This is a genomic window from Streptomyces sp. NRRL B-24572, assembly GCF_002156145.1.
Taxonomy (GTDB): Bacteria; Actinomycetota; Actinomycetes; order Streptomycetales; family Streptomycetaceae; genus Streptomyces; species Streptomyces vietnamensis.
The window spans coordinates 17615-42769 of record NZ_MWIG01000051.1; the positions used below are offsets into that span (position 1 = coordinate 17615).

A 25155-nucleotide genomic window follows, 5' to 3' on the forward strand; every position below is an offset into this window, starting at 1 on the left:
TCACTCCTTGTGGGAGAGGGCGCGGACGGTGCGGGAAGGGCTGGGCCGGCCCAGCTGTTCGGCCATCCACACGCTCGTGGCGGTGAGGGCGGCCAGATCGACCCCGGTCTCGATGCCGAGGCCGTCGAGCATCCACACGAGGTCCTCGGTGGCGAGATTGCCGGTCGCGCTCTTCGCGTACGGGCAGCCGCCGAGGCCGCCGGCGGAGGCGTCGACCGTGGTCACCCCGTGGCGCAGGGCCGCCAGGGTGTTGGACAGGGCCTGCCCGTACGTGTCGTGGAAGTGCACGGCGATACGGGAGGTGGGGACACCGGCCTCGTTCAGCCCCGTCAGCAGGGCCTGGACGTGCCCGGGGGTCGCGACGCCGATCGTGTCGCCGAGGCTCAGCTCGTCGCAGCCCATGTCGGCGAGGGCCTTCGTGACCCGGACGACCTGCTCGACGGGGACGGCGCCCTCCCAGGGGTCGCCGAAGCACATCGACAGATAGCCGCGCACCTTCAGCCCGGCCTCTATGGCCCGGGTGACGGTCGGCGCGAACATCGCGAGCGCCTCGTCGACGGTCCGGTTCAGATTGGCCTTCGCGAAGGACTCGGTCGCCGAGGCGAACACGGCGACCTCACGGGCGCCGAGCGCGAGGGCCCGGTCGAGACCGCGCTCGTTCGGCACGAGCACCGGGAGCCGTACGGGAAGGTCCCGGACGCGCGGGAACAGCTCCTCGGCGTCGGCGAGCTGGGGCACCCACTTCGGGTGCACGAAGCTCGTCGCCTCGATGGTCGTCAGGCCCGCGGCGGCGAGCCGCCGCACGAACTCGGCCTTCACGTCCGTCGGGACGGCCGTCTTCTCGTTCTGCAGCCCGTCCCGGGCACCGACCTCGTGGATCCGCACCCGGGCGGGGAGCGACGGGTCGGGCACGGTCATCGGCAGTCCGCCGCTCATGCGTCCTCCTCCTCGCGGGGCGTCACCACGGCCAGGATCTGGTCCATGGCGACGGTGGTGCCGGGCGTGACGTCCAGCTCGGTGACGGTGCCGGCGTGCGGGGCGGAGATGACGTGCTCCATCTTCATCGCCTCGACCACCAGCAGGCTCTGCCCGGCCTCCACCTCGTCCCCGACGGCCACCTTCACGACGGTCACGGTCCCGGGCATCGGCGCGGCGAGCGTGTCGGCCCCGCCGTGCCGGGCGCCGGAGAGGGCGGCCTCGACGGGGTCGTGGTCCAGGACGTGCCAGGAGTCCCCGTCCCGGCCGAGCCAGTCGCCGGCGCGGTGGAAGGCGTGGGTGAGGCCGTCCACGGTGACGGTCACCCCGGTGGGGGTGACCCGGGAGCCGGTCGGGGCCTGAGCCGTCACCGGCTCGAGTCCCGGTACCCGGAACGGGAAGGCGAGCGGCTTCGGTGCGCCGCCCAGGCGCCACCCGCTCGGCACGTCGAACGGATCCGTCCAGCCGTCCCGGGGCGCCGGGGCCAGCTCCGCGAGCCGCACGGCGGCCGCCGCCGCGTACACCTCGTCCGGTACGCCCGCCGGGACCAGGCTCTCCGCGTCCCGCTCCACCAGACCCGTGTCCATCGCCCCGGACACCACGTCCGGGTGGGCGAGCAGGCGGCGGAGGAAGCCGGCGTTCGTGGGGACGCCCAGGGTGACCAGGTCGGCGAGGGCCGCGCGGAGCTTCCGCAGGGCCGTCGGCCGGTCGGCCGCGTGGACGATGACCTTCGACAGCATCGGGTCGTAGAGGGAGGAGACCTCGCTGCCCTCGACCAGGCCCGAGTCCGTCCGTACGCCGTTCCCCTGCGGCTCGTTCAGCGCGAGGACCGTGCCGCCCGAGGGCAGGAAGCCGCGCGAGGGGTCCTCGGCGCAGATCCGGGCCTCGATCGCCCAGCCGTCGAGCCGGACGTCGTCCTGGCCGAAGCCCAGCGGCTCACCGGCGGCGACCCGCAGCTGCCACTCCACCAGGTCCAGGCCCGTGATCAGCTCGGTCACGGGGTGCTCGACCTGGAGACGGGTGTTCATCTCCATGAAGTAGTACGCGGACGGGTCACCGCCCGGGACGATGAACTCGACCGTTCCCGCGCCGACGTAGCCGCAGGACCGGGCGGCCTCCACGGCCGCCGCGCCCATCGCCGCGCGGGTCTTCTCGTCGAGGAGGACGCTCGGCGCCTCCTCGATGATCTTCTGGTGGCGGCGCTGGAGCGAGCACTCGCGCTCGCCGAGGTGCACCACGTTCCCGTGCGCGTCCGCCAGGACCTGGATCTCGATGTGGCGGGGCCGGTCGATCCACCGCTCGACGAGCAGCGTGTCGTCGCCGAAGGACGCCCGCGCCTCCCGGCGGGCCGCCGCGATCTCCTCGTCCAGGACCGCGAGGTCCCGCACCAGGCGCATGCCCTTGCCGCCGCCGCCCGCGCTCGGCTTGAGGAGGACGGGGGCGCCCAACTCGCGGGCGGCCTCGGCGATCTCGGGGTCGGCGGCACCGGGGACGACCGGCACGCCGGCCGCCTTCACGGTCTCCTTCGCCCGGATCTTGTCGCCCATGAGGGAGATCGCCTCGGCGGACGGCCCGATGAAGACGAGGCCCGCGTCCGCGCAGGCCTGCGCGAACCCGGCGTTCTCGGCGAGGAAGCCGTAGCCGGGGTGGACGGCCTGCGCCCCGGTCCGCCGGGCCGCGTCGAGCAGGGCCGGGACGGACAGGTACGACTCGGAGGCCGGCGGCGGACCGATCCGTACCGCCGTGTCCGCCTCCCGTACGTGCCGGGCGTCGGCGTCCGCGTCGCTGTAGACGGCCACCGAGCGCACGCCCATCGCCCGCAGGGTGCGGATGACGCGGACGGCGATCTCGCCCCGGTTGGCCACGAGGACGGTGTCGAACATGCTCTGCATCTTCTGGGAGCCCTTCACATCCGGAAGACGCCGAACTGGGGGTCACCCAGGGGCGCGTTGGCACAGGCGGTCAGGGCGAGGCCGAGGACCTGCCGGGTCTCCAGCGGGTCGATGACCCCGTCGTCCCACAGCCGGGCGGTCGCGTAGTAGGCGTTGCCCTGGCTCTCGTACTGCTCGCGGATCGGAGCCTTGAAGGCCTCCTCGTCCTCCGCGCTCCACTCGTCGCCGAGCTGGTCGCGCTTGACGGTCGCGAGCACGGACGCGGCCTGCTCGCCGCCCATGACCGAGATCTTGGCGTTGGGCCACATCCACAGGAAGCGGGGGGAGTACGCCCGGCCGCACATCGAGTAGTTGCCCGCGCCGTACGAACCGCCGACGACGACCGTCAGCTTCGGCACCCGGGTGGTGGCCACGGCCGTGACCATCTTCGCGCCGTGCTTGGCGATGCCGCCGTGCTCGTACGCCTTGCCGACCATGAAGCCGGTGATGTTCTGCAGGAACACCAGCGGGATGCCGCGCTGGTCGCACAGCTCGATGAAGTGCGCGCCCTTCTGGGCGGACTCGGCGAACAGGATGCCGTTGTTGGCGACGATGCCGACCGGGTGGCCGTGGATCCGGGCGAAGCCGGTGACGAGCGTCTGCCCGTACTCCGACTTGAACTCCTGGAAGCGGGAGCCGTCCACGATCCGGGCGATGACCTCGCGCACGTCGTAGGGGGTGCGGGAGTCGACGGGCACGGCCCCGTAAAGACCGTACGGGTCGACCTTCGGCTCCTCGGCCGGCTCGACCTTCCAGGGCAGCGGCCCGCGCTCGGGGAGGGTCGCCACGATGTTCCGCACGATCCGCAGGGCGTGCGCGTCGTCCTCCGCCAGGTGGTCGGTGACGCCGGAGATCCGGGAGTGGACCTCGCCGCCGCCGAGCTCCTCGGCCGTGACGACCTCGCCGGTCGCCGCCTTCACGAGCGGCGGACCGCCCAGGAAGATCGTGCCCTGGTTCCGTACGATCACGGCTTCGTCGCTCATCGCCGGGACGTACGCGCCGCCCGCCGTGCAGGAGCCCATGACGGCCGCGATCTGCGGGATGCCGGCGCCGGACATCCGGGCCTGGTTGAAGAAGATCCGGCCGAAGTGCTCGCGGTCCGGGAAGACCTCGTCCTGCATCGGCAGGAAGGCGCCGCCCGAGTCGACGAGATAGAGGCAGGGGAGACGATTCTCCAGTGCCACCTCCTGCGCCCGCAGGTGCTTCTTCACGGTCATCGGGTAGTACGTGCCGCCCTTGACGGTCGCGTCGTTCGCGACGATCACGCACTCGCGCCCGCTGACCCGGCCGATGCCCGCGATGACACCGGCCGCCGGGGCCTGGTCGCCGTACATGCCGTTCGCCGCGAGCGGCGCCAGCTCCAGGAACGGCGAGCCCGGGTCGAGCAGTGTGTCCACCCGGTCCCGGGGCAGCAGCTTGCCGCGCGCGGTGTGCCGGGCCCGGGACTTCTCACCGCCGCCCAGGGCGGCCGCCGCGAGCTTGGCGCGCAGGGTCGCGGCCAGCTCGTGATGGGCCGCCTCGTTGGCCTGCCAGGCCGGCGAGGCGGGATCCGCCGCACTCGACAGCACAGGTGCCTGCTGCATCGACCGATCTCCCTTGTCCGGTTAATGAGCGTTAACGTATGCCGCCCAGGTTAACGACCGCTAACCGGGTTGTCTAGGATTGGATTCATGACCACCAGCCCGACGCGGATGGACGCGCCGACCCGCCGCGAGCAGATCCTCAAGGAGGCCGCCCGCCTCTTCGCCGAGCGCGGCTTCCACGGGGTGGGCGTGGACGAGATAGGAGCCGCGGTCGGCATCAGCGGCCCCGGCCTCTACCGCCACTTCCCCGGGAAGGACGCGATGCTCGCGGAGCTCCTGGTGGGCATCAGCGAGCGGCTCCTGTCCGGCGGCCGCCTGCGCGTGGCCGAGGCCGACGGGGATCCGGTCGTCCTCCTCGGCTCCCTCATCGACGGGCACATCGACTTCGCCCTCGACGACCGGCCGCTGATCACCCTCCACGACCGCGAGCTCGACCGGCTCAAGGACGAGGACCGCAAGCGGGTCCGGCAGCTCCAGCGGCAGTACGTCGAACTGTGGGTCGCGGTCGTCCGCGAGCTGTACCCCGACGCGGGGGAGTCCGAGTCCCGCACGGCCGTCCACGCCGTCTTCGGCCTGCTCAACTCGACCCCGCACCTGGCCGCGCTCGGCCGCCGCCCCATGGAGGACCTGCTGCGGAAGCTGGCGCACGGGGCGTTCGGGGCGCTGGGCGCGTAGGCCGTCCGGTCCGAGGGCCGAAACGTTTACCGATCGGCAAGGCGGCTCCGACAGAATGACCCCATGCCGATACTCAGCCGCCCCGCCCTCGTCGAGCACCTCGTCCGCACCCGGATCGCGGGAGACGTCGCCACCCCGCGCGACAACAACCTCTCCCACTACCGGGCGCTCGCCAACGGCGACCGGCACTACTGGCTCGGCCTGGAGCTCGGCGACCGCTGGACCGACGAGCAGGACGTGCTCGCCGTGATGGCTGAGCGGTGCGGCGTCGTCGACGACCCCGCCCACCGGGTCGGTCAGGACACCATCGACCCCGAGCTCACCGTCGACGGCCTCGACCGGATGGCCGCGCGCCTCCGCAAGGCCGCCGCGGGCCGCGAGCGGGTCCTCTTCGCGACCGGTCACCCCGGCTCGCTCATCGACGTCCACAGCCGGGTCGCCGCCGCGCTGCGGGCCCAGGGCTGCGACATCGTCCGGATCCCCGGCGGGCTCGTCGCCGACGAGGGGTACGTCGTGCAGTTCGCCGACGTGGCCGTCTTCGAGCGCGGCGCGAGTCTGTGGCACACCCACTCCCCTGAGCCGATGAACGCGATCCTCGACGCGCTCGGCGAGGACGGCCGCCCGGACCTGGTCGTCGCGGACCACGGCTGGGCCGGGCGCGCGGGCCAGCGGGGCATCGACTCCGTCGGCTACGCGGACTGCAACGACCCCGCGCTCTTCATCGGCGAGGCGGAGGGCACGATGCAGGTCACGATCCCCCTCGACGACCACGTCCTGGACCCCCGCTTCTACGAGCCCCTGACGGCGTACACGCTGAACGCGGCGGGGCTTGCCTGAGCCCCGTCAGGGGGCGGCCCGGCGCTGTCCCACCCCCGGCGTCGGGTCCAGGTACACCCGGCGGATCGCCGGGAACCGCTCCCTGAGCTGGGACTCCGCGTCCTCGCAGGCCCATTCCACCTGCTCCGCCGACGACACGTCCCGGAAGTCGATCTTCGCCGCGACCATGACCTCGCCGGGGCCCTGGATCAGGGTGATCAGGTCGAGGACGCCGATGACGTGGGGGACGGAGAGCAGTTCCTCGCGGATGCCTTCGCGCATGCGGCGCGGGGCAGGGCGGCCGACGAGGAGTTCGGCGTTGGAGCGGCCCAGGACCCAGGCCACGTACACGAGCAGCACGCCGATGAGGATCGAGGCGATGCCGTCCCAGACGCCGGAGCCGGTGATCTGGCCGCCGAGCAGGCCGCCCGCCGCGAGCATGAGGCCGACGAGGGCGGCGGAGTCCTCCATGACGACCGCCTTGACGGTCGTGTCGGGGGTCAGTCGGAGGTACTGGGCGAAGGGGGTCTTCACCCGCTCCGCCTCCGCCCTGACCTGTTTGATGCCGGTGCGGAGCGAGAAGCCCTCCAGGAGGAAGGCGACGCCCAGGACGATGTACGAGGCCAGCGGGTCGCCGAGCTCCTCGCCGTGGGTGAGGGTGTGGATGCCGTCGTAGATCGAGAAGACCGCGCCTCCGACGAAGGTGGCGACCGCGGCCAGCAACGCCCAGACGTAGCGCTCGCCCGCGTAGCCGACGGGGTGGTCCTCGTCGGCCGGTTTCTCGCTCCGCTTCAGCGCGGTGAGCAGCAGGGCCTCGGTGACGGTGTCGGCGACCGAGTGGGCGGCCTCCGAGAGCATCGCGCTGGAGCCGCTGACGATGCCCGCGACGGCCTTGGCGACGGCGATCCCGAGGTTCGCCGCCGCCGCCACGATCACCGTGAAGGTGCTCTCTCCCTGTTCCGCCATGTGTCGGACGGTATGTCCGGTCAGTGGCGCGGGACGCGAACGACACCCTCCTGGATGACGGAGATCGCCAGGCGTCCGTCCTGGGTGAAGATCCGGGCCTGCCCGAGGCCGCGCCCGCCGGACGCGGTCGGCGACTCCTGGTCGTACAGGAGCCATTCGTCGGCCCGGAAGGGGCGGTGGAACCACATGGCGTGGTCCAGGGACGCCCCGACGACGTCGCCGACGGCCCAGCCGCCGCGCCCGTGGGCGAGGAGGACCGAGTCGAGCAGCGTCATGTCGGAGACGTACGTGGCGAGGACGACGTGCAGGAGCGGGTCGTCGGCCAGTTTGCCGTTGGTGCGGAACCAGACCTGGGAGCGCGGTTCGCGCGGCTGCCCGACCGTCCCCCACGGGGGCGTCTCGGCGTAGCGCAGGTCCACCGCCGCCCTGGCCTCGATCAGCCGGTCCGCGACCTCGCGGGGGAGGTGGCGGGGGAGCATCTCGGCCGGCGTGGGCAGCGACTCCGGATCCGGCGCTGCCGGCATCTCCACCTGGTGGTCGAGCCCCTCCTCGTACGTCTGGAAGGACGCGGAGAGGTGGAAGATCGGCTGCCCGTGCTGGACGGCCACGACCCGGCGGGTGGTGAAGGAGCGGCCGTCGCGGATGCGGTCGACCGTGTAGACGATCGGCGCGCCCGGGTCGCCGGGCCGCAGGAAGTACGCGTGGAGCGAGTGTGCGAGGCGGTCCCCGGGGACGGTCCGGCCCGCCGCCACCAGCGCCTGGGCGGCCACCTGGCCGCCGAAGACGCGGGGGACGATCGAGGAGCGGGACTCGCCCCGGAAGATGTCCTGCTCGATCCGCTCCAGGTCGAGCAGATCGAGCAGGTCATCCAGTGCCGTGTGCGGTTGCGGCACTTACAGGCCCATCGACTTCGCGATGATCGACTTCATGATCTCGCTGGTGCCGCCGTAGATGCGGTTGACGCGGTTGTCGGCGTACAGGCGGGCGATCGGGTACTCGTTCATGTAGCCGTAGCCGCCGTGCAGCTGGAGGCAGCGGTCGATGACGCGGTGCGCGACCTCGGTGCAGAACAGCTTGGCGCTGGCGGCCTCGGCGGGGGACAGCTCGCCCGCGTCCAGGGCCTCCAGGGCGCGGTCGGCGACGGCCTCGGCGGCGTCGACCTCGGCCTGGCAGGCGGCCAGCTCGAACTTGGTGTTCTGGAAGGAGGCGACCGGCTTGCCGAAGACCGTGCGGTCCGTGACGTACTGCTGGGCGAAGCGGACGGCGGCCTTGGCCTGGGCGTAGGCGCCGAAGGCGATGCCCCAGCGCTCGGAGGCCAGGTTGTGGCCGAGGTAGTAGAAGCCCTTGCCCTCCTCGCCGAGCAGGTCCTCGGCGGGCACCTTGACGTCGACGAAGGCCAGCTCGGCGGTGTCGGAGGTGCGCAGGCCGAGCTTGTCGAGCTTGCGGCCGATGGAGTAGCCCTCGGACTTGGTGTCGACGGCGAAGAGGGAGATGCCGAAGCGGCGGTCGTCCTCGGACGGGGCGGAGGTGCGGGCGCAGACGATCACGCGGTCGGCGTGGACGCCGCCGGTGATGAAGGTCTTGGCGCCGTTGAGGACGTAGTGGGTGCCGTCCTCGGAGAGCTTGGCGGTGGTCTTCATGCCCGCGACGTCGGAGCCGGTGCCCGGCTCGGTCATCGCGAGGGCCCACATCTCCTCGCCGGTGACGAACTTCGGCAGGAAGCGCTTCTTCTGCTCGTCGGTGGCGAGCATCTTGATGTACGGCAGGGCGAGCAGCACGTGGACGCCGGAGCCGCCGAACTGGACGCCGGCGCGCGAGGTCTCCTCGTACAGGACGGCCTCGAACTTGTGGGTGTCCAGGCCCGCGCCGCCGAACTCCTCGGGGACGTTGATGCCGAAGATGCCGAGCTCGCCGAGCTTGTCGTAGAACTCGCGCGGCGCCTGGCCCGCGGCGAACCACTCGTCGTAGACGGGGACGACCTCGGCCTCGATGAAGGCGCGGATGGTCTCCCGGAACGCCTCGTGGTCCTCGTTGAATACGGTACGGCGCACGGTGCGACTCCTCCGGTGTGCGGGCCAGTTGTCTAAGCGCTTGCTCAGTGTTGTTGAGTACGAAGTTACCGACCGGTCAACCCCTCTGTCCAGCGTTCGGTGCCGAGTGCAATGCGAACCACAGCTCCATCCGTACGTCCGGATCGTCCAGGTCCCGGTCGAGGAGCGCCGCGCAGCGGGCGATGCGCTGGCGGACGGTGTTGCGGTGCAGGCCGGTCGCCACCGCCGTCCGGTCCCAGCTGCCGTGCAGGGAGAGCCAGACCCGGAGCGTCTCGACGAGGGGTTCGGTGAGCGGGGCCAGCACGTCCCGGGCGTACGCGGCGGCCTCGTCGCGGTCCACCAGCGAGGCGAAGCCGTTGGCGCGGTGCCGGACCAGGGCCGCCCGGGACGCCTCCGCCCTGCGCAGTGCCCGGGCCGCCTGGGCGTCCCCGGCCGCGAGCTCCGAGGCCGCCACCGGGGCGCTCGCGCCGAGGGTCCAGCCCTGCTGGGCGGTGACGGGGGCGGAGGAGGGCAGGAGGAGGCGCACGGTGCCGGGGCGCACGGCGCCCGGGGTGTCCGGGCCCGGGCCGGGGCCCGCCGGTGTCGCGGCCGGTGTCGCGCCCGTGGCCACGTCCGCGGCCACGTCCGTGGCCACCAGCGGGGTCCCGAGGGCCGCCGCCAGGCTCGCCGCCGCGAACGGGGTGCCGTCGCCGCCGCGCGCGTGGACCACCGTCCAGGGGCCCGGGCCCAGCGCGCCCGCGACCTCCGCCGGGGGCGCGCCGAGCAGCAGCCGGACCAGGGCCCCGTCCCGCACGGTCACGTCCGCGCCCCGGTGCGGGGCCGTGAGCAGGGAGAGCAGGACCACCGCGACGCCCGCGATCGTGTGGTCGCCCGGGCCGCGCCGCTCCGTCGCCACCCCCAGCGTCAGGCCCTCCCCGCCGCCGAGCGCGTACGCGGCGAGCCGCAGCCCGCCGCCGTCCCCGCTCGCCGACGCCGGTCCGCCCGGGCGCGGCCCGAGCACCCCCGCCAGGTCCCGCAGGGCCCGCGCCGCCTCCGCCGGGACCTCCCGGCCGGCCGCCGCCGACTCCGTGCCGTCCGCCCCGAACAGCACCGCACGCCCGCCGAGCCGCGAGGCGAGCGCGCCGAGCACCGCCGGGACCGGGGCCGGCCGGGCCGCGGCCGCCGCCAGGGACTGCTGGGCCTCGGTCACCCGGCGCAGCTCGTGCAGCCGGGCCTCCGCCATCAGCCGCCACAGCGCCCGCGCCACCGCCGTGAACGGGGTCCGGGGAGGGACCTCCACGAGCGGCAGGCCGTGCCGCTCGCACGCGGCGACGAGCTCCCGCGGCACCGTGTCGTAGACCGGCGTCACCCCGAAGGCGAGCGCCGCCGCCCCCGCCTCCACGACCCGCTCGACGTAGTGCGCCGGATCGGTGAGCTGCACGCCGGCCGTCATGAGCAGCTCGCCGCCGAGCAGATACGGATACGGGTCGGCCATCTCCGAGGTGTGCACCCAGTGCAGCGGGACGTCCTCGGGCCCGGCGAGCAGCCTGAGCCCCAGGTCGGGGCGGGCGAGCAGCGCGGCGAGCGACACCGGCGGCGCCGGGGGAGTGGAGCCGGGCTCCGGTGCGGTCGCCGCGGTCGCCGGGGTGGGTGCGGTCATCGAGATGGACCCTTCGTACATCAACTGTCCGTGCAGTGGAGGGAACGTACACTTCAATGTCTCTTTCGGGCCATTTACTGTCGAGCCGGACCCACCGACACTCCCAGGAGGACCCCGACCATGAGCAGCAGCGACCAGAACGCCTTCCGCGGCCCGATCGACTCGTCCCGCATCCCGCGGTACGCCGGTCCCGCGACGTTCGCCCGGCTGCCGCGCCTCGACGAGGTCGGCACCGCCGACGTCGCCGTGGTCGGCGTCCCCTTCGACACCGGCGTCTCCTACCGCCCCGGCGCCCGCTTCGGCGGCAACGCCATCCGCGAGGCCTCCCGCCTCCTGCGCCCCTACAACCCCGCGCAGGACGCCTCCCCCTTCGCCCTCGCCCAGGTCGCGGACGCCGGTGACATCGCCGCCAACCCGTTCAACATCAACGAGGCCGTCGAGACCATCGAGGCCGCCGCCGACGACCTCCTCGGCACCGGCGCCCGCATGATGACCCTCGGCGGCGACCACACCATCGCCCTGCCGCTGCTGCGCTCCGTCGCCAAGAAGCACGGCCCCGTCGCCCTGCTCCACTTCGACGCGCACCTCGACACCTGGGACACCTACTTCGGCGCCGAGTACACCCACGGCACCCCGTTCCGCCGCGCCGTCGAGGAGGGCATCCTCGACACCTCCGCCCTCTCCCACGTCGGCACCCGCGGCCCGCTCTACGGCAAGCAGGACCTCACCGACGACGAGAAGCTCGGCTTCGGCATCGTGACGTCCTCCGACGTCTACCGCCGCGGCGCCGACGAGGTCGCCGACCAGCTGCGCCAGCGCATCGGCGACCGCCCGCTGTACATCTCCATCGACATCGACTGCCTCGACCCGGCCCACGCCCCCGGCACCGGCACCCCCGAGGCCGGCGGCATGACCTCCCGCGAGCTCCTGGAGATCCTCCGCGGCCTCTCCTCCTGCAACCTGGTCTCCGCCGACGTCGTCGAGGTCGCCCCGGCGTACGACCACGCCGAGATCACGGCGGTCGCCGCGTCGCACACGGCGTACGAACTGACGACGATCATGTCCCGCCAGATCGCTGCGGGCCGCGCCGCAGACGCGAAGTAACCTCGGGCGGCAGCGGGCTCAGGTACGTGGTGGGGTGCGGCCCGGTGGTCGGGTCGTGCCCGCCCGTTCCGCCCTGCGGAACGCCTGCCCACGTCCTGACCGCCATCCCCGAAGGGACGCCTCCATGACCCACGACCACGACCTCGTGCTCCGGCCCACCGCGGCCCAGACGGATGCGGCCCTGAACCCGCCCCCCGGCCGCAACGGCGGCGACCTCGTCGTAGAGACCCTCACCGGCCTCGGCGCCACGACGGTCTTCGGCCTCCCCGGCCAGCACGCCCTCGGCATGTTCGACGCCCTGCGCCGCTCCGACCTCCGCTACGTCGGCCTCCGCGTCGAGAACAACGCCGGCTTCGCCGCCGACGCGTACGGCCGGATCACCGGCGAGGCCGCCCCGCTGCTGCTCTCCACCGGCCCCGGCGCGCTCATGTCGCTCGCCGCGCTCCAGGAGGCGGCCGCCGCCTCCGCCCCCGTCCTCGCGATCGGCAGCCAGATCCCGGTGGCCGGGCTCGGCGGCGGCCGGCACGGCTACCTGCACGAGCTCCGCGACCAGCAGGCCTCGTTCCGCGACGTCGTGAAGTCCGTCCACACGGTCCGTACGCAGTCCCAGATCCCGTCCGCGATCGCGGCGGCCTGGGAGTCGGCGCTCACCGCCCCGCACGGCCCGGTCTGGGTGGAGATCCCGCAGGACGTCCTCCTCGCGGAGACGACGATCCCCGTCGTCACGGCCATGGACGCGACCCCCGAGGACGTCGTCCCGCGCCCCGAGCTGACGGCGGTCGCGGCGCACCTCCTGGCGAACGCCGAGCGGCCCGCGATCATCGCGGGCGGCGGCGTCGTCCGCTCCGACGCCTCCGGCAAGCTCCTCGCGCTCGCCGAGAAGATCGACGCGCCCGTCGTCACCACCTTCGGCGGCAAGGGCGCCTTCCCGTGGGAGCACCCGCTGTCGCTCCAGTCCTGGCTGGAGGACCAGCACACGACGGACTTCCTGGAGGACGCCGACGTCCTCCTCGTCGTCGGCTCGGGCCTCGGCGAGCTGTCCTCGAACTACCACACGTTCGCCCCGCGCGGCCGGGTGATCCAGATCGAGGCCGACGCGGGCAAGCTGGAGTCCAACCACCCGGCGCTCGGCATCCACGCGGACGCCCGCCTCGCGCTCCAGGCGCTCCTGGAGACGGTCGGGACCCGTGAGGACCCGACGGCCCCGGAGCGGGTCTCGGCGGTCCTGGGCAAGGTCCGGGACCGGATCGCGGCCCAGGACCTCGGCCTGGAGCAGCGGATCGTCGCGGCCGTACGGGAGGCGCTGCCGGACCGGGCGCCGAGCTTCTGGGACATGACGATCCTGGCGTACTGGGCGTGGTCGGCCTTCGACGCGCGGCACCCGAACACGATGCACTCGGCCCAGGGCGCCGGCGGCCTCGGCTACGGCTTCCCCGCCGCCCTCGGCGCGGCCGCCGCCGACCCGTCCCGGCCGGTCCTCGCGGTCTCCGGCGACGGCGGCGCGATGTACTCGATCGCGGAGCTGGCGACGGCGAAGCAGTACGGCCTCGACGTGACCTGGCTGATCGTCGACGACGGCGGCTACGGGATCCTGCGCGAGTACATGACGGGCGCGTTCGGCGAGGCCACGGCCACCGAACTGTCCCGCCCGGACTTCGTGGCCCTCGCCGAGTCCTTCGGCGTCCCGGCGACCCTGACGACCCCGGAGTCCCTGACGGCGGACCTGGCGAAGGCCCTCGCCACCCCGGGCCCGTCGGTGGTGGTCCTCCCGGCCCTCCTGAGGATGTTCGAGCCGACGCACCTGTGACGGGTGCGGGTGACCCGCCCGGCCCGTGGGGGGCCGGGCGGGTCACCCGCTCAGTCGACGAGCCCCTCCCAGGCCTTCCGGTACTCGGCGAGCTGGGCCTCGTACCCCTGGCGGAAGTGCTCCGCCTCCGCCCTCACGTTCTCGCGGCTCATGGCCTTGGGGGGTATCAGCCGCGCCACGTCGGCGAAGGCCTCCGCCGCCGCTTCGGCGACGGCCCCGCCCCGCTCCCGCGCGGTCAGTACGTCGGGTCCTGCATCTCGCAGGAATTCCAGGAAGGCCGCCCGCGGGCTGTCCGTCGTCTTCCTCAGGTCCCTGTCCGTCACCGGTGTCAACCGGCCCGCCGTCGCGAACCCCCGTACCGCCCGCAGCGCCGCGTACAGCCGTCCCCACTGGTACGCCCTCCCGTCCTCGACCCGTGCCATGCGCTCTCCCTTCCGCTCGGCTGTGCCACGGGCCTCCTACCCACAACCGCTCCCGCCCGTGCGGGCAACCTTCGCGCCGCTGCCGCGGTCCCAGTCCCCGAAGGGGCCGTGGCAGCGACGGGGGGAGCCGTGATGCGCGTGCTGGTGAAGGTGGCGAAGGGCATCGGCGAGTTCGTGGGGGAGCTCGTCGGGGAGGCCCTCGCCTGTCTGCTCGTCTTCGGGGTGCTGCTCGGCGTCGGATTCCTGGTGATCCAGGGGATGCGCGTCAGCCCCGCGGGGACCGCCACCGCAGGCGGGCTGTTCGTGCTGTTCGTCGGGTACGGGGCCATGGAGGCCTTCCGCGGGCCCGGGCGGCGCCGCAAGGGACGGCTGGCGGCCGCCGCCACCGTCGCCTTCGGGGTCGTGGCCGTCCTGGCGTTCCTCGCGGCCTCCTGCACCTGCTGGTGGTCCTAGGACCACGGTCCCGTATTTGTTGCGGCGGGATGAAATCGCACGTCGGCCGTGTTGGGCCTTCCGGTAGAGCAGGACGAACGGGAGGCCTTCGTGGCGGCGGTGGGGCACAAAGAGCCGGATCGGAAACAGCAGGGCTGGGCGCGCAGGCTGGCCGGGTACGCGTGGCGGTACAAGGCGAACACGCTGCTCGCGCTCGGGTCGTCCCTCGTCGGCATGGCCGTGCTCGCGCTCGTGCCGCTCGTCACCAAGGTGATCATCGACGACGTCATCGGGACGAAGACCCGGAGCCTCGGCGTCTGGACGGGGCTGCTCCTCGGCTCCGCCGTCCTCGTCTACGCCCTCACCTACGTCCGCCGCTACTACGGCGGCCGCCTCGCCCTCGACGTCCAGCACGACCTGCGGACCGACATGTACGAGACCGTCACCCGGCTCGACGGGCGGCGGCAGGACGAGCTGTCCACCGGGCAGGTCGTCGGGCGGGCCACCAGCGACCTGCAACTCATCCAAGGTCTTCTCTTCATGCTCCCGATGACGATCGGGAACATCCTGCTCTTCCTCATCTCGCTGGCCGTCATGGCCTACCTGTCGATCCCGCTCACCCTCGTCGCGCTCGCCGTCGCCCCCGCCCTCTGGTGGATCGCCAAGCGCAGCCGCACCCGCCTCCACCCGGCGACCTGGCACGCGCAGCAGCAGGCCGCCGTCGTCGCCGGGGTCGTCGACGGGGCCGTGACCGGCGTCCGGGTCGTCAAGGGCTTCGGCCAGGAGGACCAGGAGACCGGCAAGATCCGCGAGGCCGGGCGGAAGCTGTTCGCGGGGCGCCTGCGGACGATCCGGCTGAACTCGAAGTACACCCCGGCGCTCCAGGCCGTCCCGGCCCTCGGCCAGGTCGCCGTCCTCGCGCTCGGCGGCTGGCTCGCCTACCGGCACCAGATCACCCTCGGCACCTTCGTCGCCTTCTCCGCCTACCTGGCCTCCCTCGTCGGCCCGGTCCGCATGCTCGCCATGGTCCTCACCGTCGGCCAGCAGGCCCGCGCCGGCGTCGAGCGGGTCTACGACCTCATCGACACCGAGCCGACCATCAAGGACGGCACCAAGGAGCTGCCCGCCGACGCGCCCGCGACCGTCGAGTTCGACGACGTGAGCTTCGCGTACGAGGACGGGCGGCCCGTCCTCGAAGGCTTCTCGCTGGAGATCCGCCAGGGCGAGACCGTCGCCGTCGTCGGCGCCTCCGGCTCCGGCAAGTCCACCGTCTCGCTCCTCCTGCCCCGCTTCTACGACGTCACCCACGGCGCCGTCCTCGTCGGCGGCCACGACGTCCGCGAGCTCACCCTCGACTCGCTGCGCGCCGCCGTCGGCCTCGTCCCCGAGGACTCCTTCCTCTTCTCCGACACGGTCGCCGCGAACATCGCGTACGGCGTCCCCGACGCCACCCGCGAGCAGATCGAGACCGCCGCCCGCGCCGCCCAGGCGGACCGTTTCATCGCCGATCTCCCCGACGGGTACGACACCAAGGTCGGCGAGCACGGCCTCACCCTCTCCGGCGGCCAGCGCCAGCGCGTCGCCCTCGCCCGCGCGATCCTCACCGACCCCCGGCTCCTCCTCCTCGACGACGCCACCTCGGCCGTCGACGCCAAGGTCGAGCACGAGATCCACGAGGCCCTGAAGTCGGTGATGGCGGGCCGTACGACCCTGCTCATCGCACACCGCCGCTCCACCCTCGGCCTCGCCGACCGCATCGCCGTCCTGGAGGACGGCCGCCTCGCCGACATCGGCACCCACGCCGAGCTGGAGCAGCGCTCCCCGCTCTTCCGCCGCCTCCTCACCGACCCCGAGGAGCTCGGCGCCGTCTCGCCCGGCCACCTCACCCCGCCGGACGAGCTCCCCGAGGACCGCACGCTGCGGGCCGAGCTGGACGCCGAGTTCGACGCCGAGCGGGGCATCACCCCGACCCTGTGGGTACGGGACGAGACCACCGGCCGCGAGACCCCCGCGCCCGGAGCCACCCCCGAGCTCCTCGCCGCCGTCGAGGCGCTGCCGCCGGCCACCGACACCCCGGACATCGACGAGGCCCGGGCCGTGTCGCCCGAGGACGCGTACGGGCTGCGCCGGCTCCTGCGCGGCTTCGGCGTCCCGCTGCTCATCAGCCTCGGTCTTGTCGCCCTCGACGCGGGCGCGGGCCTGCTGCTCCCGGTCCTGATCCGGCACGGCATCGACGAGGGCGTGAACCGGCTCGCCATCGGCGCCGTGTGGGCGGCCTCCGCGCTCGCCCTGGTCACCGTCCTCGTGCAGTGGGTCGCGCAGACCGCCGAGACCCGGATGACCGGCCGCACCGGCGAGCGGGTGCTGTACGCGCTGCGCCTGAAGATCTTCGCCCAGCTCCAGCGGCTCGGCCTCGACTACTACGAGCGCGAGCTCACCGGCCGGATCATGACCCGGATGACCACGGACGTCGACGCCCTGTCGACCTTCCTGCAGACGGGCCTGGTCACCGCCTTCGTCTCGGTCGTGACCTTCTTCGGGATCATGGTCGCGCTGCTCGTGCTCGACCTCCAGCTCGCCCTGGTCGTCTTCGCGACCCTGCCGGTCCTCGCCATCGGCACGTACTACTTCCGCCGCTCCAGCGTGAAGGCGTACGAGCTGGCGCGCGAGCGGATCAGCGTCGTCAACGCCGACCTCCAGGAGTCCGTCTCCGGCCTGCGGATCGTGCAGGCCTTCCGCCGCGAGCGCTCGGGCGCGGCCCGGTTCGCGGAGCGCAGCGACTCGTACCGCGAGGCGCGCGTCCGGGGCCAGTGGCTGATCTCGGTCTACTTCCCCTTCGTGACCCTGCTGTCCTCCGTCGCGGCCGCCGCCGTCCTGATCGTCGGCGCGAACCGCATCGAGGCCGGCACCCTCACCACCGGCGCCCTCGTCGCCTACCTCCTCTACATCGACCTCTTCTTCGCGCCCGTGCAGCAGCTCTCGCAGGTCTTCGACGGCTACCAGCAGGCCGCCGTCTCGCTGAAGCGGATGCAGGAGCTCCTCCAGGAGCCGACGTCGACGGCCGCCGCCGACGCGCCCCTGGACGTGCTTTCGCTGCGCGGCGAGATCGCGTTCGAGGACGTCTCGTTCGCGTACGGGGACGAGGAAGAGGCCCTCACCGGGATCGATCTCCGCATCCCGGCCGGGCAGACCGTCGCCTTCGTCGGCGAGACCGGCGCCGGCAAGTCCACGCTGGTCAAGCTGGTCGCCCGGTTCTACGACCCGACGGGCGGCCGGATCACCGCCGACGGCACCGACCTGCGGGACCTCGACCTCACCGCGTACCGCCACCGGCTCGGCGTCGTCCCCCAGGAGGCGTACCTCTTCGCCGGGACGATCCGCGACGCCATCGCGTACGGCCGCCCCGAGGCGACCGACGCCGAGGTCGAGGCGGCGGCCCGCGCGGTCGGCGCGCACGACATGATCGCCACGCTCGACGGCGGCTACCTCCACGAGGTCGCCGAGCGCGGCCGCAACCTCTCCGCCGGTCAGCGCCAGCTGATCGCGCTCGCCCGCGCCGAGCTCGTCGACCCGGACATCCTGCTCCTGGACGAGGCCACGGCGGCCCTGGACCTGGCGACCGAGGCCCAGGTCAACCAGGCCACCGACCGGCTCGCGGGCCGCCGCACGACCCTCGTCGTCGCCCACCGCCTGACGACGGCCGCGCGCGCGGACCGGGTGGTCGTGATGGACCACGGCCGGGTCGCGGAGGACGGCACCCACGACGAACTCCTGGCCCTGGGCGGCCGGTACGCGACGCTGTGGAACACGTTCATCGGGGAGGCGGAGCCGGAGCGGGTCTGAGGCTTGGTCCGGGACCGCGTCTGAGTACGGGGGATCCGCCGGGTGAGTATCCCGGCGGATCCCCCGCCGTCGTCCCGCGGGCTTGAATCGGGGACATGAGCCACGACCCCCGCGCCCGCGCCGCCTCGCCCGTCCCCGTCACCCCGCCGGACGTCGAGGGCGCGCGCCTCCGGAAGCGCTCCGTGATCTGGGCCGGGCTGTTCGTCCCGGCGGCCGTGCTCGCCGGAATCGTCGCCCTCACCGCGGAGAACGCGGGCCGCTGCATCGAGTACGGGGAGGGATGCGGCTCGACCCCCGGCTACCCGTACGTCGTGAGCCTGGTGGTGGCGGCCGTGGCCTTCGCGATCGCCCAGGGCGCGGACCGCGCCACCGTCCGCCGGGCCGCGGTCTGGACCCAGCTCGGCGCGGAGTTCGTCTTCCTGCTGCTGGTCATGACGACCTTCGGCTGACGGATACATGTGGAGGCAACCATTCCGGGACCTCGTGCGTCGTACGGCCGTACGACGACTCGCCCGGGAGGGGAACGCATGACCACGGACACCGGCACGTCCCGCGCGCTCGCCCGCATACTCGTCCCGCTCCTCGCCGCCCTCGCGCTGCTCCTCCTCCCCGGACCCGGCCCCGGTGGCGGGGTGGCCGACGCCGCCTCCGTCTGCCAGGGCCGGCCCACCCGGACGATCGCCTTCGCCACCGGCGAGCTGCGCCTCTACCGGACCCGCCAGTACGTCTGCGCCGTCACCGTCGCCAAACGGCCGGGCCCCCGCCGCCCGATGGCCGTCTCGCTCCAGCCGCGCGGCGGCCACCCCGTCGTCCGGTCGGGCCGCTTCGACCGGCAGGCGGGCCCCCTGACCGTCCACGCGCTCAACCGCTGCGTCCGGGCGACCGGTTCGGTGGCGGGCCGGGGAACGACGACGGGCTGGATCCTGTGCTGATGCCGAAGCCCCGTCGCGCGAGGCCGGTCCGCTAACGCCACCCTGTCCGCTCGCGCACCCACTTCAGGGCGGCTTCGCCCTGGGCGCGCTGGAAGCCCCGCAAGGTCGGCAGCCCCGGCGGCGGGGCCTGGACGGACTGGCGAAGGAAGTAGCCGGCCAGGGCGATGAGGACGGTGGTCACGTCGTCGGGGTCGGCGCCCCGGGCGTGGAGATGCCGGTCGAGCACACTCGTCGTGTCCGGGACGCCCTGCATGATCACGCTCGGGCCCATCGCCACGACGTCGAACCACCCGGCACCGAGCGAGGCCCACGGCCAGTCGACGACCACGACGCGGTCATCGGTCAGCAGCACGTTGTCCGCACGCAGATCGCCGTGGACCAGGACATCGCCGGCCGCGGCGGCGGTCCAGGCGGCTTCTCGGTCGACGAGACGTCCGATGTGGCGTCGCGCCCAGGGGTCGAGCCACGACAGGTCGTCCGCCCCCTCCGCGGAAGCGGCGGAAAGACGACGCCAGCCCTGGAACTTCTCACCGAACCGGTCGGCGAGGGTCGGCGCCTCGATCGGCGAAGGATCGAGCAGTACGGACAGCTCGGCGGCCGCGGCAAGGACACGCCGGAGCTCGTCCGGCCGCCACGGCTGGGCCGGCGCCCTGCCGTCCACGTCCTCGAGGACCAGGACGACCCAGCCTTCGTGCTCCAGGGTCAGGAGCAGCGACGGCGCGGGAGCGGTGACCGGCAGGGCCGCCGTGATCCCGGCCTCCGCCCGATGGAGGGCGGGAGTGTCGGGGTTGGGTTCGGGTCCCACCGCCTTCACGAACACCCGCCGTCCGTCGACGAGGCGCACACGGGCGGCGACGCCGGGCGAGAAGCCGCCGGCCTGGGTGACGGCACTCTCCACGGGGGATCCCAGGGCCGCCTCGACCCGGCTCCTCACGCCGGCGGGAACGGCCCACCAGTCCACGCGCACGCCCGCGGCCGCGGGCGCGGACGTAGCCGTAGCCGCAGGTGCTCCGATGGTCTCCGTACTCGCCTGTTTCCCCATGGCCACATGATCCGGACGGGGGCCCCGGGCGGCAACGAGGTTTCCCGGGGCCACCGTCCCTCCCCTCACCCGTACGAGTGATGTGCGGAGAAGTCAGGAAAGTCCACGGGTAAGGATCAACTGGGGCTGGCGGTCCGCACGTTGTCCCCGCTAGGTTCGCGACACCGTTGTGAACCAAGGGGAGGGTGAATGCGCAAGTCGCTGAGATGGGCGCTGTCGCTTTCGGTGCTCATAGGCACCGTGGGGTCGTCCGGTGTGGCCACCGCCGCGGACACGGAGACCGGCAGCGCGACCGTCGTCGACTCGCAGAGCACGAGCACCGACATCAAGGACCGCATCCTGGCGATCCCCGGGATGAGCCTGATCGAGGAGAAGCCGTACGCGGGCTACCGCTACTTCGTCCTCAACTACGAGCAGCCGATCGACCACAAGCGCCCGTGGCTGGGCACGTTCCAGCAGCGGATCTCGATCCTCCACAAGGACACGAGCCGCCCCACCGTCTTCCGCACCAGCGGCTACGGTCTCTCCACCACGCCGAGCCGGACCGAGCCGACCCGGATCATCGACGGCAACCAGGTCTCCATGGAGTACCGCTTCTTCACGCCGTCCCGCCCGGCGCCGGCCGACTGGTCGAAGCTGGACATCTGGCAGGCGGCCAGCGACCAGCACCGCATCTACACGGCGCTGAAGTCGATCTACGGGAAGAACTGGCTGGCCACCGGCGGCTCGAAGGGCGGCATGACCGCCACGTACTACGAGCGCTTCTACCCGCGCGACATGGACGGCGTCGTCGCGTACGTGGCCCCGAACGACGTGGTCAACAAGGAGGACTCGGCCTACGACCGGTTCTTCGAGACCGTCGGCACGAAGGACTGCCGCGACCGCCTGAACAACATGCAGCGCGAGGCCCTCGTCCGCCGCGAGCCGCTGGAGAAGAAGTACAAGGCCTGGGCCGAGTCCGAGGGCGCCACCTTCAACACGGTCGGCTCGCTCGACAAGGCCTACGAGGCCGTCGTCCTCGACTTCGTGTGGGGCTTCTGGCAGTACTACGGCCAGGACGTCTGCGACCAGATCCCGGACGCGGCGACCGCGAGCGACGACGTCGTGTACGACACGATCGACGCGTACTCCGGCTGGTCCGCGTACACCGACCAGGGCCTGGAGTACTACACGCCGTACTACTACCAGGCGGCCACCGAGCTCGGCTCGCCCACCATCAAGCAGCCGCACCTCGACGGTCTGACCCGCTACGGCTACCAGCCGGCCAGCAGCTTCGTGCCGAGCTCGATCCCGATGAAGTTCAAGCCGTGGGTCATGCGCGACGTCGACGACTGGGTCCGCAAGAACGCGAACCACATGCTCTTCGTCTACGGCGGCAACGACCCGTGGGGCTCCGAGCAGTTCCGCGTCGACAAGGGCGCGCGTGACTCGTACGTGTACGTGGCGCCGGGCATGAACCACGGCGCGAACGTCGCCGGACTCGTCGAGTCCGAGCGCGCGAACGCCACCGCCCGCATCCTGGACTGGGCCGGCGTCTCCGCCCCGGCGGTCCAGGCGGCGCAGCCGTTGGCGCGCTTCGACGCACGCGTCGACCAGCCGGTCGACGAGGACACGACCCGGGAACACGGCCTCCGGCCGTAACCTCCCGGCACGAGCGGGGGGCGCGCCCGACGGGCGCACCCCCTGCTCACCGCTAGCGCTCGTACGACAGCCCGTACCCCACCGGGTACAGCACCTTCGTCGGGTCCTCCGCGCTCTGGACCGGGACCGGGAGCCGGCCCCGGGGCCGGGCCTCGCCCGCCAGGACCCGGACCGCCGCACGGAGTTCGACGTCCGTCCAGGAGTACGCGGCGAGGGTCGCCCGCTGGCCGCCGAGACGGGCGACGTCGTACGGGTTGCGGATCGCGACCGTCACCACGGGGACCCCGGTGGCGACGAGCCGCGCCACGAGCGTCCGCTGCGGGCTCGTGGCCGAGACGTTGTAGGTGCCGACGAGCACCACGTCCTTGCCGGCCGCCGCCGCCACCGCCTCCTCGATCTTCGCCGCCGTCGGCGTGATCCCGGTGGACAGGGCCGTCGCCGTGAAGCCCAGTTCCGTCAGCGCCGTCGCGAGCGTCCTCGTCGGCGGGCCCGTCGTACCGGACGGCGAGGCCGGGTCGGCGCCGACGACGAGGACCGAGCCGTGGGAGGCCGGGCTCAGCGGCAGGAAGCCGTCCTCGTTGAGGAGGAGCGTCGTGGTCGCCTCGGCGATCCGGTCGGCCTGGGCGAGGTGCTCCTCGGTGCCGACGACCCGCTCGACGCCCGCCCGGGTCGCGTACGCCTGCCGGAAGAGGCCCAGCTTCGCCTTGAGCCGCAGGATCCGCAGGATCGATTCGTCGAGCCGGGCCTCCGTCAGTTCGCCGTCCCCGACGGCCTTCAGGACCGCGTTCCAGGCCACGTCGAGCTTCGGCGGGTTGAGCAGCTGGTCCACGCCGGCCTTCAGGGCGAGGACCGGGACGCGCTCGTCCCCGTACTTGGTGCGTACGCCCTCCATGCCGAGGGAGTCGGTGACCACCACGCCGTCGTAGCCGAGCTGTTCGCGGAGGATGCCGGTGAGGATGGGCCGGGAGAGCGTCGCCGGGTCCTCGCTGGGGTCGAGCGCGGGGACCACGATGTGCGCGGTCATGATCGAGTCGATGCCGGCGTCGATCGCCGACCGGAACGGCGGCGCGTCGAGCTCCGCCCACTGCTCCCGGGTGTGGGTGATCGTCGGCAGGCCGAAGTGGCTGTCGACGGCGGTGTCGCCGTGACCCGGGAAGTGCTTGGAGGTGGCCGCGACCCCGGCCCGCTGGTACCCCTTGACCTGGGCGGCGACGAGACCGGCGACGGCCTGCGGGTCGGAGCCGAAGGAGCGGACGCCGATGACGGGGTTGGCCGGGTTGACGTTCACGTCGGCGACCGGGGCGTAGTTCTGCCGGATGCCGAGGGCGGCGAGCTCCTCGCCCGCGATCTGCGCGGCCTTGCGGGCGTCCGCGTGCGAACCCCCGGCGCCGAGGGCCATCGCCCCGGGCAGCAGGGTGGCGGGCTTGCCGACCCGGCAGACGATGCCGTGCTCCTGGTCGGTGGAGATGAGCACCGGGACCGGGGTGGGCTGCGCGAGCGCGGCCTGCTGGATGCCGTTGGAGAGCTCGGCGATCTGCTGCGGGTCGCGGGTGTTGTGGGCCCAGGAGAAGTAGATGACCCCGCCCACGTGGTAGCGCTCGACCAGCTCGGCGGCGGTGCGGACGCCGATCTCGGCGAGGTTGGCGTCGATGTCGGCCTGGTCGGGGGCGGTGGCGGAGTGCCCGTAGACCCGCATCACGAAGAGCTGGCCGACCTTCTCCTCGAGGGACATCCGGTCGATGATCCGCCGGAGCGCGAGGTCGTTCGACTCCGAGTCCGTCTCGGCCCGGGCCGCGGGGGCGAGGGCGCCGGTGACGGCCGCCGCGGCGGCTGCGGCGGTCACCGTGAGGAGGGTGCGTCGGGAGGGGGCGGGGGCGCGGTGGTGCACTGATGCTCCTTCCGGCCGTGCAAGGTTGAAGGAAACTTCCAAGGTGTCACGGATAGCCCGAAAGTAACTGCCAGGTCAAGGACCCGCGCAGGAATCGCCCTCGATCGCCTCGGCAGACCATGGCCGCCCCGGTCGGCCGCGGGCGCCGCGGCCGGCCTCGGACGCCTCAGCCGGCCGAGGCGATCGAGGGCCAGAGCTCCTGGAGCGTACGGACCGTCTCCCGGATCGCCGGGCGGCGCGCCGCACCCGTCCGCCACATGGCGTGCAGCCGGCGCGTCGGCACCGGGTCGAGCCGCACCGGCACCACCTCCGGCGGCAGCGCCCCGCGCCCCAGGCGCGGGACGAGCGCGATCCCCAGACCGGCCGCCACGAGCGCCACCTGCGTGTGGTTCTCCTCGGCCTGATGGACGATCAGCGGCTCGTACCCCGTCGCCCGCAGCGTCCGCGTCAGCCAGTCGTGGCAGACCGTGCCCGGCGGCTGCGAGATCCACCGCTCCGCCGCCAGCTCCTCCCGGCGCACCGACTCCCGCGCCGCCAGCGGATGGTCCCGGTGGACGAGGATGTCGCACCGGTCGTCGCCGATGACCACCTGCTCGACCCCCGGCGGCGCCGGCAGCGGCGCGATGTCCCAGTCGTGCGCCACCGCCAGGTCGATCACGCCCCGCGCCACCAGGTCGACCGAGAGGTGCGGGTCCACCTCCGAGAGGCGGGCGTCGAGGTCGGGGTGGAGCCGGGCCAGCTCGGCGAGCACCCGGGGCATCAGACCGCGCGCCGCGCTCGCGAAGCAGGCGATCGTGAGCCGCCCGGCGGGCCGCCCGCGCCGCTCTTCGAGCCGTACCTCCGCCTCCTCGACGAGCGCCAGCAACTGGCGTGCGGTGGCGGCGAGTTGATGCGCGTCATCGGTGAGCCGGATGCCGCGCCCGCTGCGTTCGAGCAGGGTCGTACGGGTCTCCCGCTCCAGCTTCGCGATCTGCTGCGAGACCGCGGACGGGGTGTAGCCGAGGGCGGTGGCGGCGGCGCCGACACTGCCGTGGACGGCGACGGCGTGCAGGGCGCGCAGACGACCGAGATCCAGCACGGGGCAGCTCCGAAGGGTCCTCGATGTAGGAATGCTTCATCCCACCATGAAGAGACCTGTGCTGGTGCTACACGATCGGTGACGGCCATGCTCGACCGCATGCACCCCGCACGCCTCGCCCCCGCCCACATCGCCCTCGCCGTCCTGGTCGCCGCCGTCTGGGGAGTCAACTTCGTCGTCATCGAGATCGGCCTCGACCACTTCCCGCCGCTGCTCTTCTCCGCCCTCCGCTTCCTCGTCGCCGCACTGCCGGCGGTGTTCTTCGTCGGCCGCCCGAAGGTCGCCCGGGATGGGGCCTCCCCTGCGCGAACGGAGTTGAGAGCTTGGGGA

General features: G+C 73.0%; 21 protein-coding genes. 10 read left to right on the forward strand and 11 right to left on the reverse strand.

Features of this window, described 5'->3' with window-relative positions:
* From CCN56_RS03395 to CCN56_RS03405, 3 genes are read right to left on the reverse strand one after another with little or no spacing between them, the layout of a single operon-like run.
* Complete coding sequence (locus CCN56_RS03395) at positions 1–936, reverse strand: hydroxymethylglutaryl-CoA lyase (RefSeq protein WP_086823391.1); 936 nt, start codon at positions 934–936, stop codon at positions 1–3.
* Positions 933–2858: a biotin carboxylase N-terminal domain-containing protein gene (locus CCN56_RS03400; protein ID WP_086823436.1), complete on the reverse strand. Its 1926-nt coding sequence runs from the start codon at positions 2856–2858 to the stop codon at positions 933–935. The genes CCN56_RS03395 and CCN56_RS03400 overlap by 4 nt, the downstream gene beginning before the upstream one ends.
* 23 nt (positions 2859–2881) lie before the next feature.
* On the reverse strand, positions 2882–4489 hold the full coding sequence (locus CCN56_RS03405; RefSeq protein ID WP_086823393.1) for a carboxyl transferase domain-containing protein: 1608 nt from the start codon (positions 4487–4489) through the stop codon (positions 2882–2884).
* 87 nt (positions 4490–4576) lie between these two features.
* Between CCN56_RS03405 and CCN56_RS03410 the strand changes: the two genes are divergently transcribed.
* Positions 4577–5164, forward strand: a complete 588-nt coding sequence (locus tag CCN56_RS03410) for a TetR/AcrR family transcriptional regulator (RefSeq protein WP_086823396.1) — start codon at positions 4577–4579, stop codon at positions 5162–5164.
* A 63-nt stretch (positions 5165–5227) separates the two neighbouring features.
* Positions 5228–6001 (forward strand): phosphatase, encoded by a 774-nt coding sequence (locus CCN56_RS03415; RefSeq protein ID WP_086823401.1) that lies wholly within the window; start codon positions 5228–5230, stop codon positions 5999–6001.
* Between the two features lie 6 nt (positions 6002–6007).
* Here CCN56_RS03415 and CCN56_RS03420 read toward each other — a convergent pair whose 3' ends face one another.
* The 4 genes from CCN56_RS03420 to CCN56_RS03435 all read right to left on the reverse strand — a co-directional run bounded on the left by CCN56_RS03420 (position 6008) and on the right by CCN56_RS03435 (position 10636).
* Positions 6008–6946, reverse strand: a complete 939-nt coding sequence (locus CCN56_RS03420) for a cation diffusion facilitator family transporter (RefSeq protein WP_086823404.1) — start codon at positions 6944–6946, stop codon at positions 6008–6010.
* Positions 6947–6966: 20 nt separating this feature from the next.
* Positions 6967–7839: an acyl-CoA thioesterase II gene (locus CCN56_RS03425; protein ID WP_086823407.1), complete on the reverse strand. Its 873-nt coding sequence runs from the start codon at positions 7837–7839 to the stop codon at positions 6967–6969.
* Positions 7840–8997: an acyl-CoA dehydrogenase family protein gene (locus tag CCN56_RS03430; RefSeq protein ID WP_041129344.1), complete on the reverse strand. Its 1158-nt coding sequence runs from the start codon at positions 8995–8997 to the stop codon at positions 7840–7842.
* A gap of 76 nt (positions 8998–9073) precedes the next feature.
* Positions 9074–10636, reverse strand: a complete 1563-nt coding sequence (locus CCN56_RS03435; RefSeq protein ID WP_086823439.1) for a PucR family transcriptional regulator — start codon at positions 10634–10636, stop codon at positions 9074–9076.
* Positions 10637–10756: 120 nt separating this feature from the next.
* Here CCN56_RS03435 and speB point away from each other — a divergent pair, with 120 nt between their 5' ends.
* Positions 10757–11740: an agmatinase gene (gene speB, locus CCN56_RS03440; RefSeq protein ID WP_086823410.1), complete on the forward strand. Its 984-nt coding sequence runs from the start codon at positions 10757–10759 to the stop codon at positions 11738–11740.
* A 124-nt stretch (positions 11741–11864) separates the two neighbouring features.
* Entirely contained in the window at positions 11865–13547 is a 1683-nt protein-coding gene (locus CCN56_RS03445; protein WP_086823413.1) for a thiamine pyrophosphate-binding protein, read from the forward strand.
* Between the two features lie 50 nt (positions 13548–13597).
* Here the strand turns inward: CCN56_RS03445 and CCN56_RS03450 are convergent, their stop codons facing one another.
* The gene (locus CCN56_RS03450) at positions 13598–13969 is read right to left on the reverse strand and encodes a hypothetical protein (protein WP_086823415.1); all 372 of its coding nucleotides are present in this window, start codon (positions 13967–13969) and stop codon (positions 13598–13600) included.
* 132 nt (positions 13970–14101) lie between these two features.
* On the opposite strand from CCN56_RS03450, the gene CCN56_RS03455 reads away from it, so the two are divergent.
* From CCN56_RS03455 to CCN56_RS03470, 4 genes are all read left to right on the forward strand, one after another.
* A complete protein-coding gene (locus tag CCN56_RS03455) occupies positions 14102–14422 on the forward strand; it encodes a hypothetical protein (protein WP_086823418.1) in 321 nt (106 codons plus the stop codon).
* A 90-nt stretch (positions 14423–14512) separates the two neighbouring features.
* Positions 14513–18244, forward strand: coding sequence for an ABC transporter ATP-binding protein (locus tag CCN56_RS03460; RefSeq protein WP_373412816.1), 3732 nt, complete (start codon positions 14513–14515; stop codon positions 18242–18244).
* Positions 18245–18339: 95 nt separating this feature from the next.
* On the forward strand, positions 18340–18693 hold the full coding sequence (locus tag CCN56_RS03465; RefSeq protein ID WP_086823421.1) for a hypothetical protein: 354 nt from the start codon (positions 18340–18342) through the stop codon (positions 18691–18693).
* A 78-nt stretch (positions 18694–18771) separates the two neighbouring features.
* Complete coding sequence (locus CCN56_RS03470; RefSeq protein ID WP_107484090.1) at positions 18772–19176, forward strand: hypothetical protein; 405 nt, start codon at positions 18772–18774, stop codon at positions 19174–19176.
* 31 nt (positions 19177–19207) lie between these two features.
* Here the strand turns inward: CCN56_RS03470 and CCN56_RS03475 are convergent, their stop codons facing one another.
* Entirely contained in the window at positions 19208–20218 is a 1011-nt protein-coding gene (locus CCN56_RS03475) for a phosphotransferase family protein (protein WP_086823423.1), read from the reverse strand.
* A 189-nt stretch (positions 20219–20407) separates the two neighbouring features.
* Between CCN56_RS03475 and CCN56_RS03480 the strand changes: the two genes are divergently transcribed.
* The gene (locus tag CCN56_RS03480) at positions 20408–21859 is read left to right on the forward strand and encodes a S28 family serine protease (protein WP_086823428.1); all 1452 of its coding nucleotides are present in this window, start codon (positions 20408–20410) and stop codon (positions 21857–21859) included.
* 52 nt (positions 21860–21911) lie between these two features.
* Here the strand turns inward: CCN56_RS03480 and CCN56_RS03485 are convergent, their stop codons facing one another.
* Both CCN56_RS03485 and CCN56_RS03490 read right to left on the reverse strand, forming a co-directional pair.
* Positions 21912–23747, reverse strand: coding sequence for a glycoside hydrolase family 3 protein (locus CCN56_RS03485; RefSeq protein WP_086823431.1), 1836 nt, complete (start codon positions 23745–23747; stop codon positions 21912–21914).
* A 166-nt stretch (positions 23748–23913) separates the two neighbouring features.
* Positions 23914–24825: a LysR family transcriptional regulator gene (locus tag CCN56_RS03490; RefSeq protein ID WP_041129333.1), complete on the reverse strand. Its 912-nt coding sequence runs from the start codon at positions 24823–24825 to the stop codon at positions 23914–23916.
* Positions 24826–24924: 99 nt separating this feature from the next.
* Here CCN56_RS03490 and CCN56_RS03495 point away from each other — a divergent pair.
* The coding region (locus tag CCN56_RS03495; protein WP_179199669.1) for an EamA family transporter at positions 24925–25155 on the forward strand (231 nt) is incomplete at its 3' end.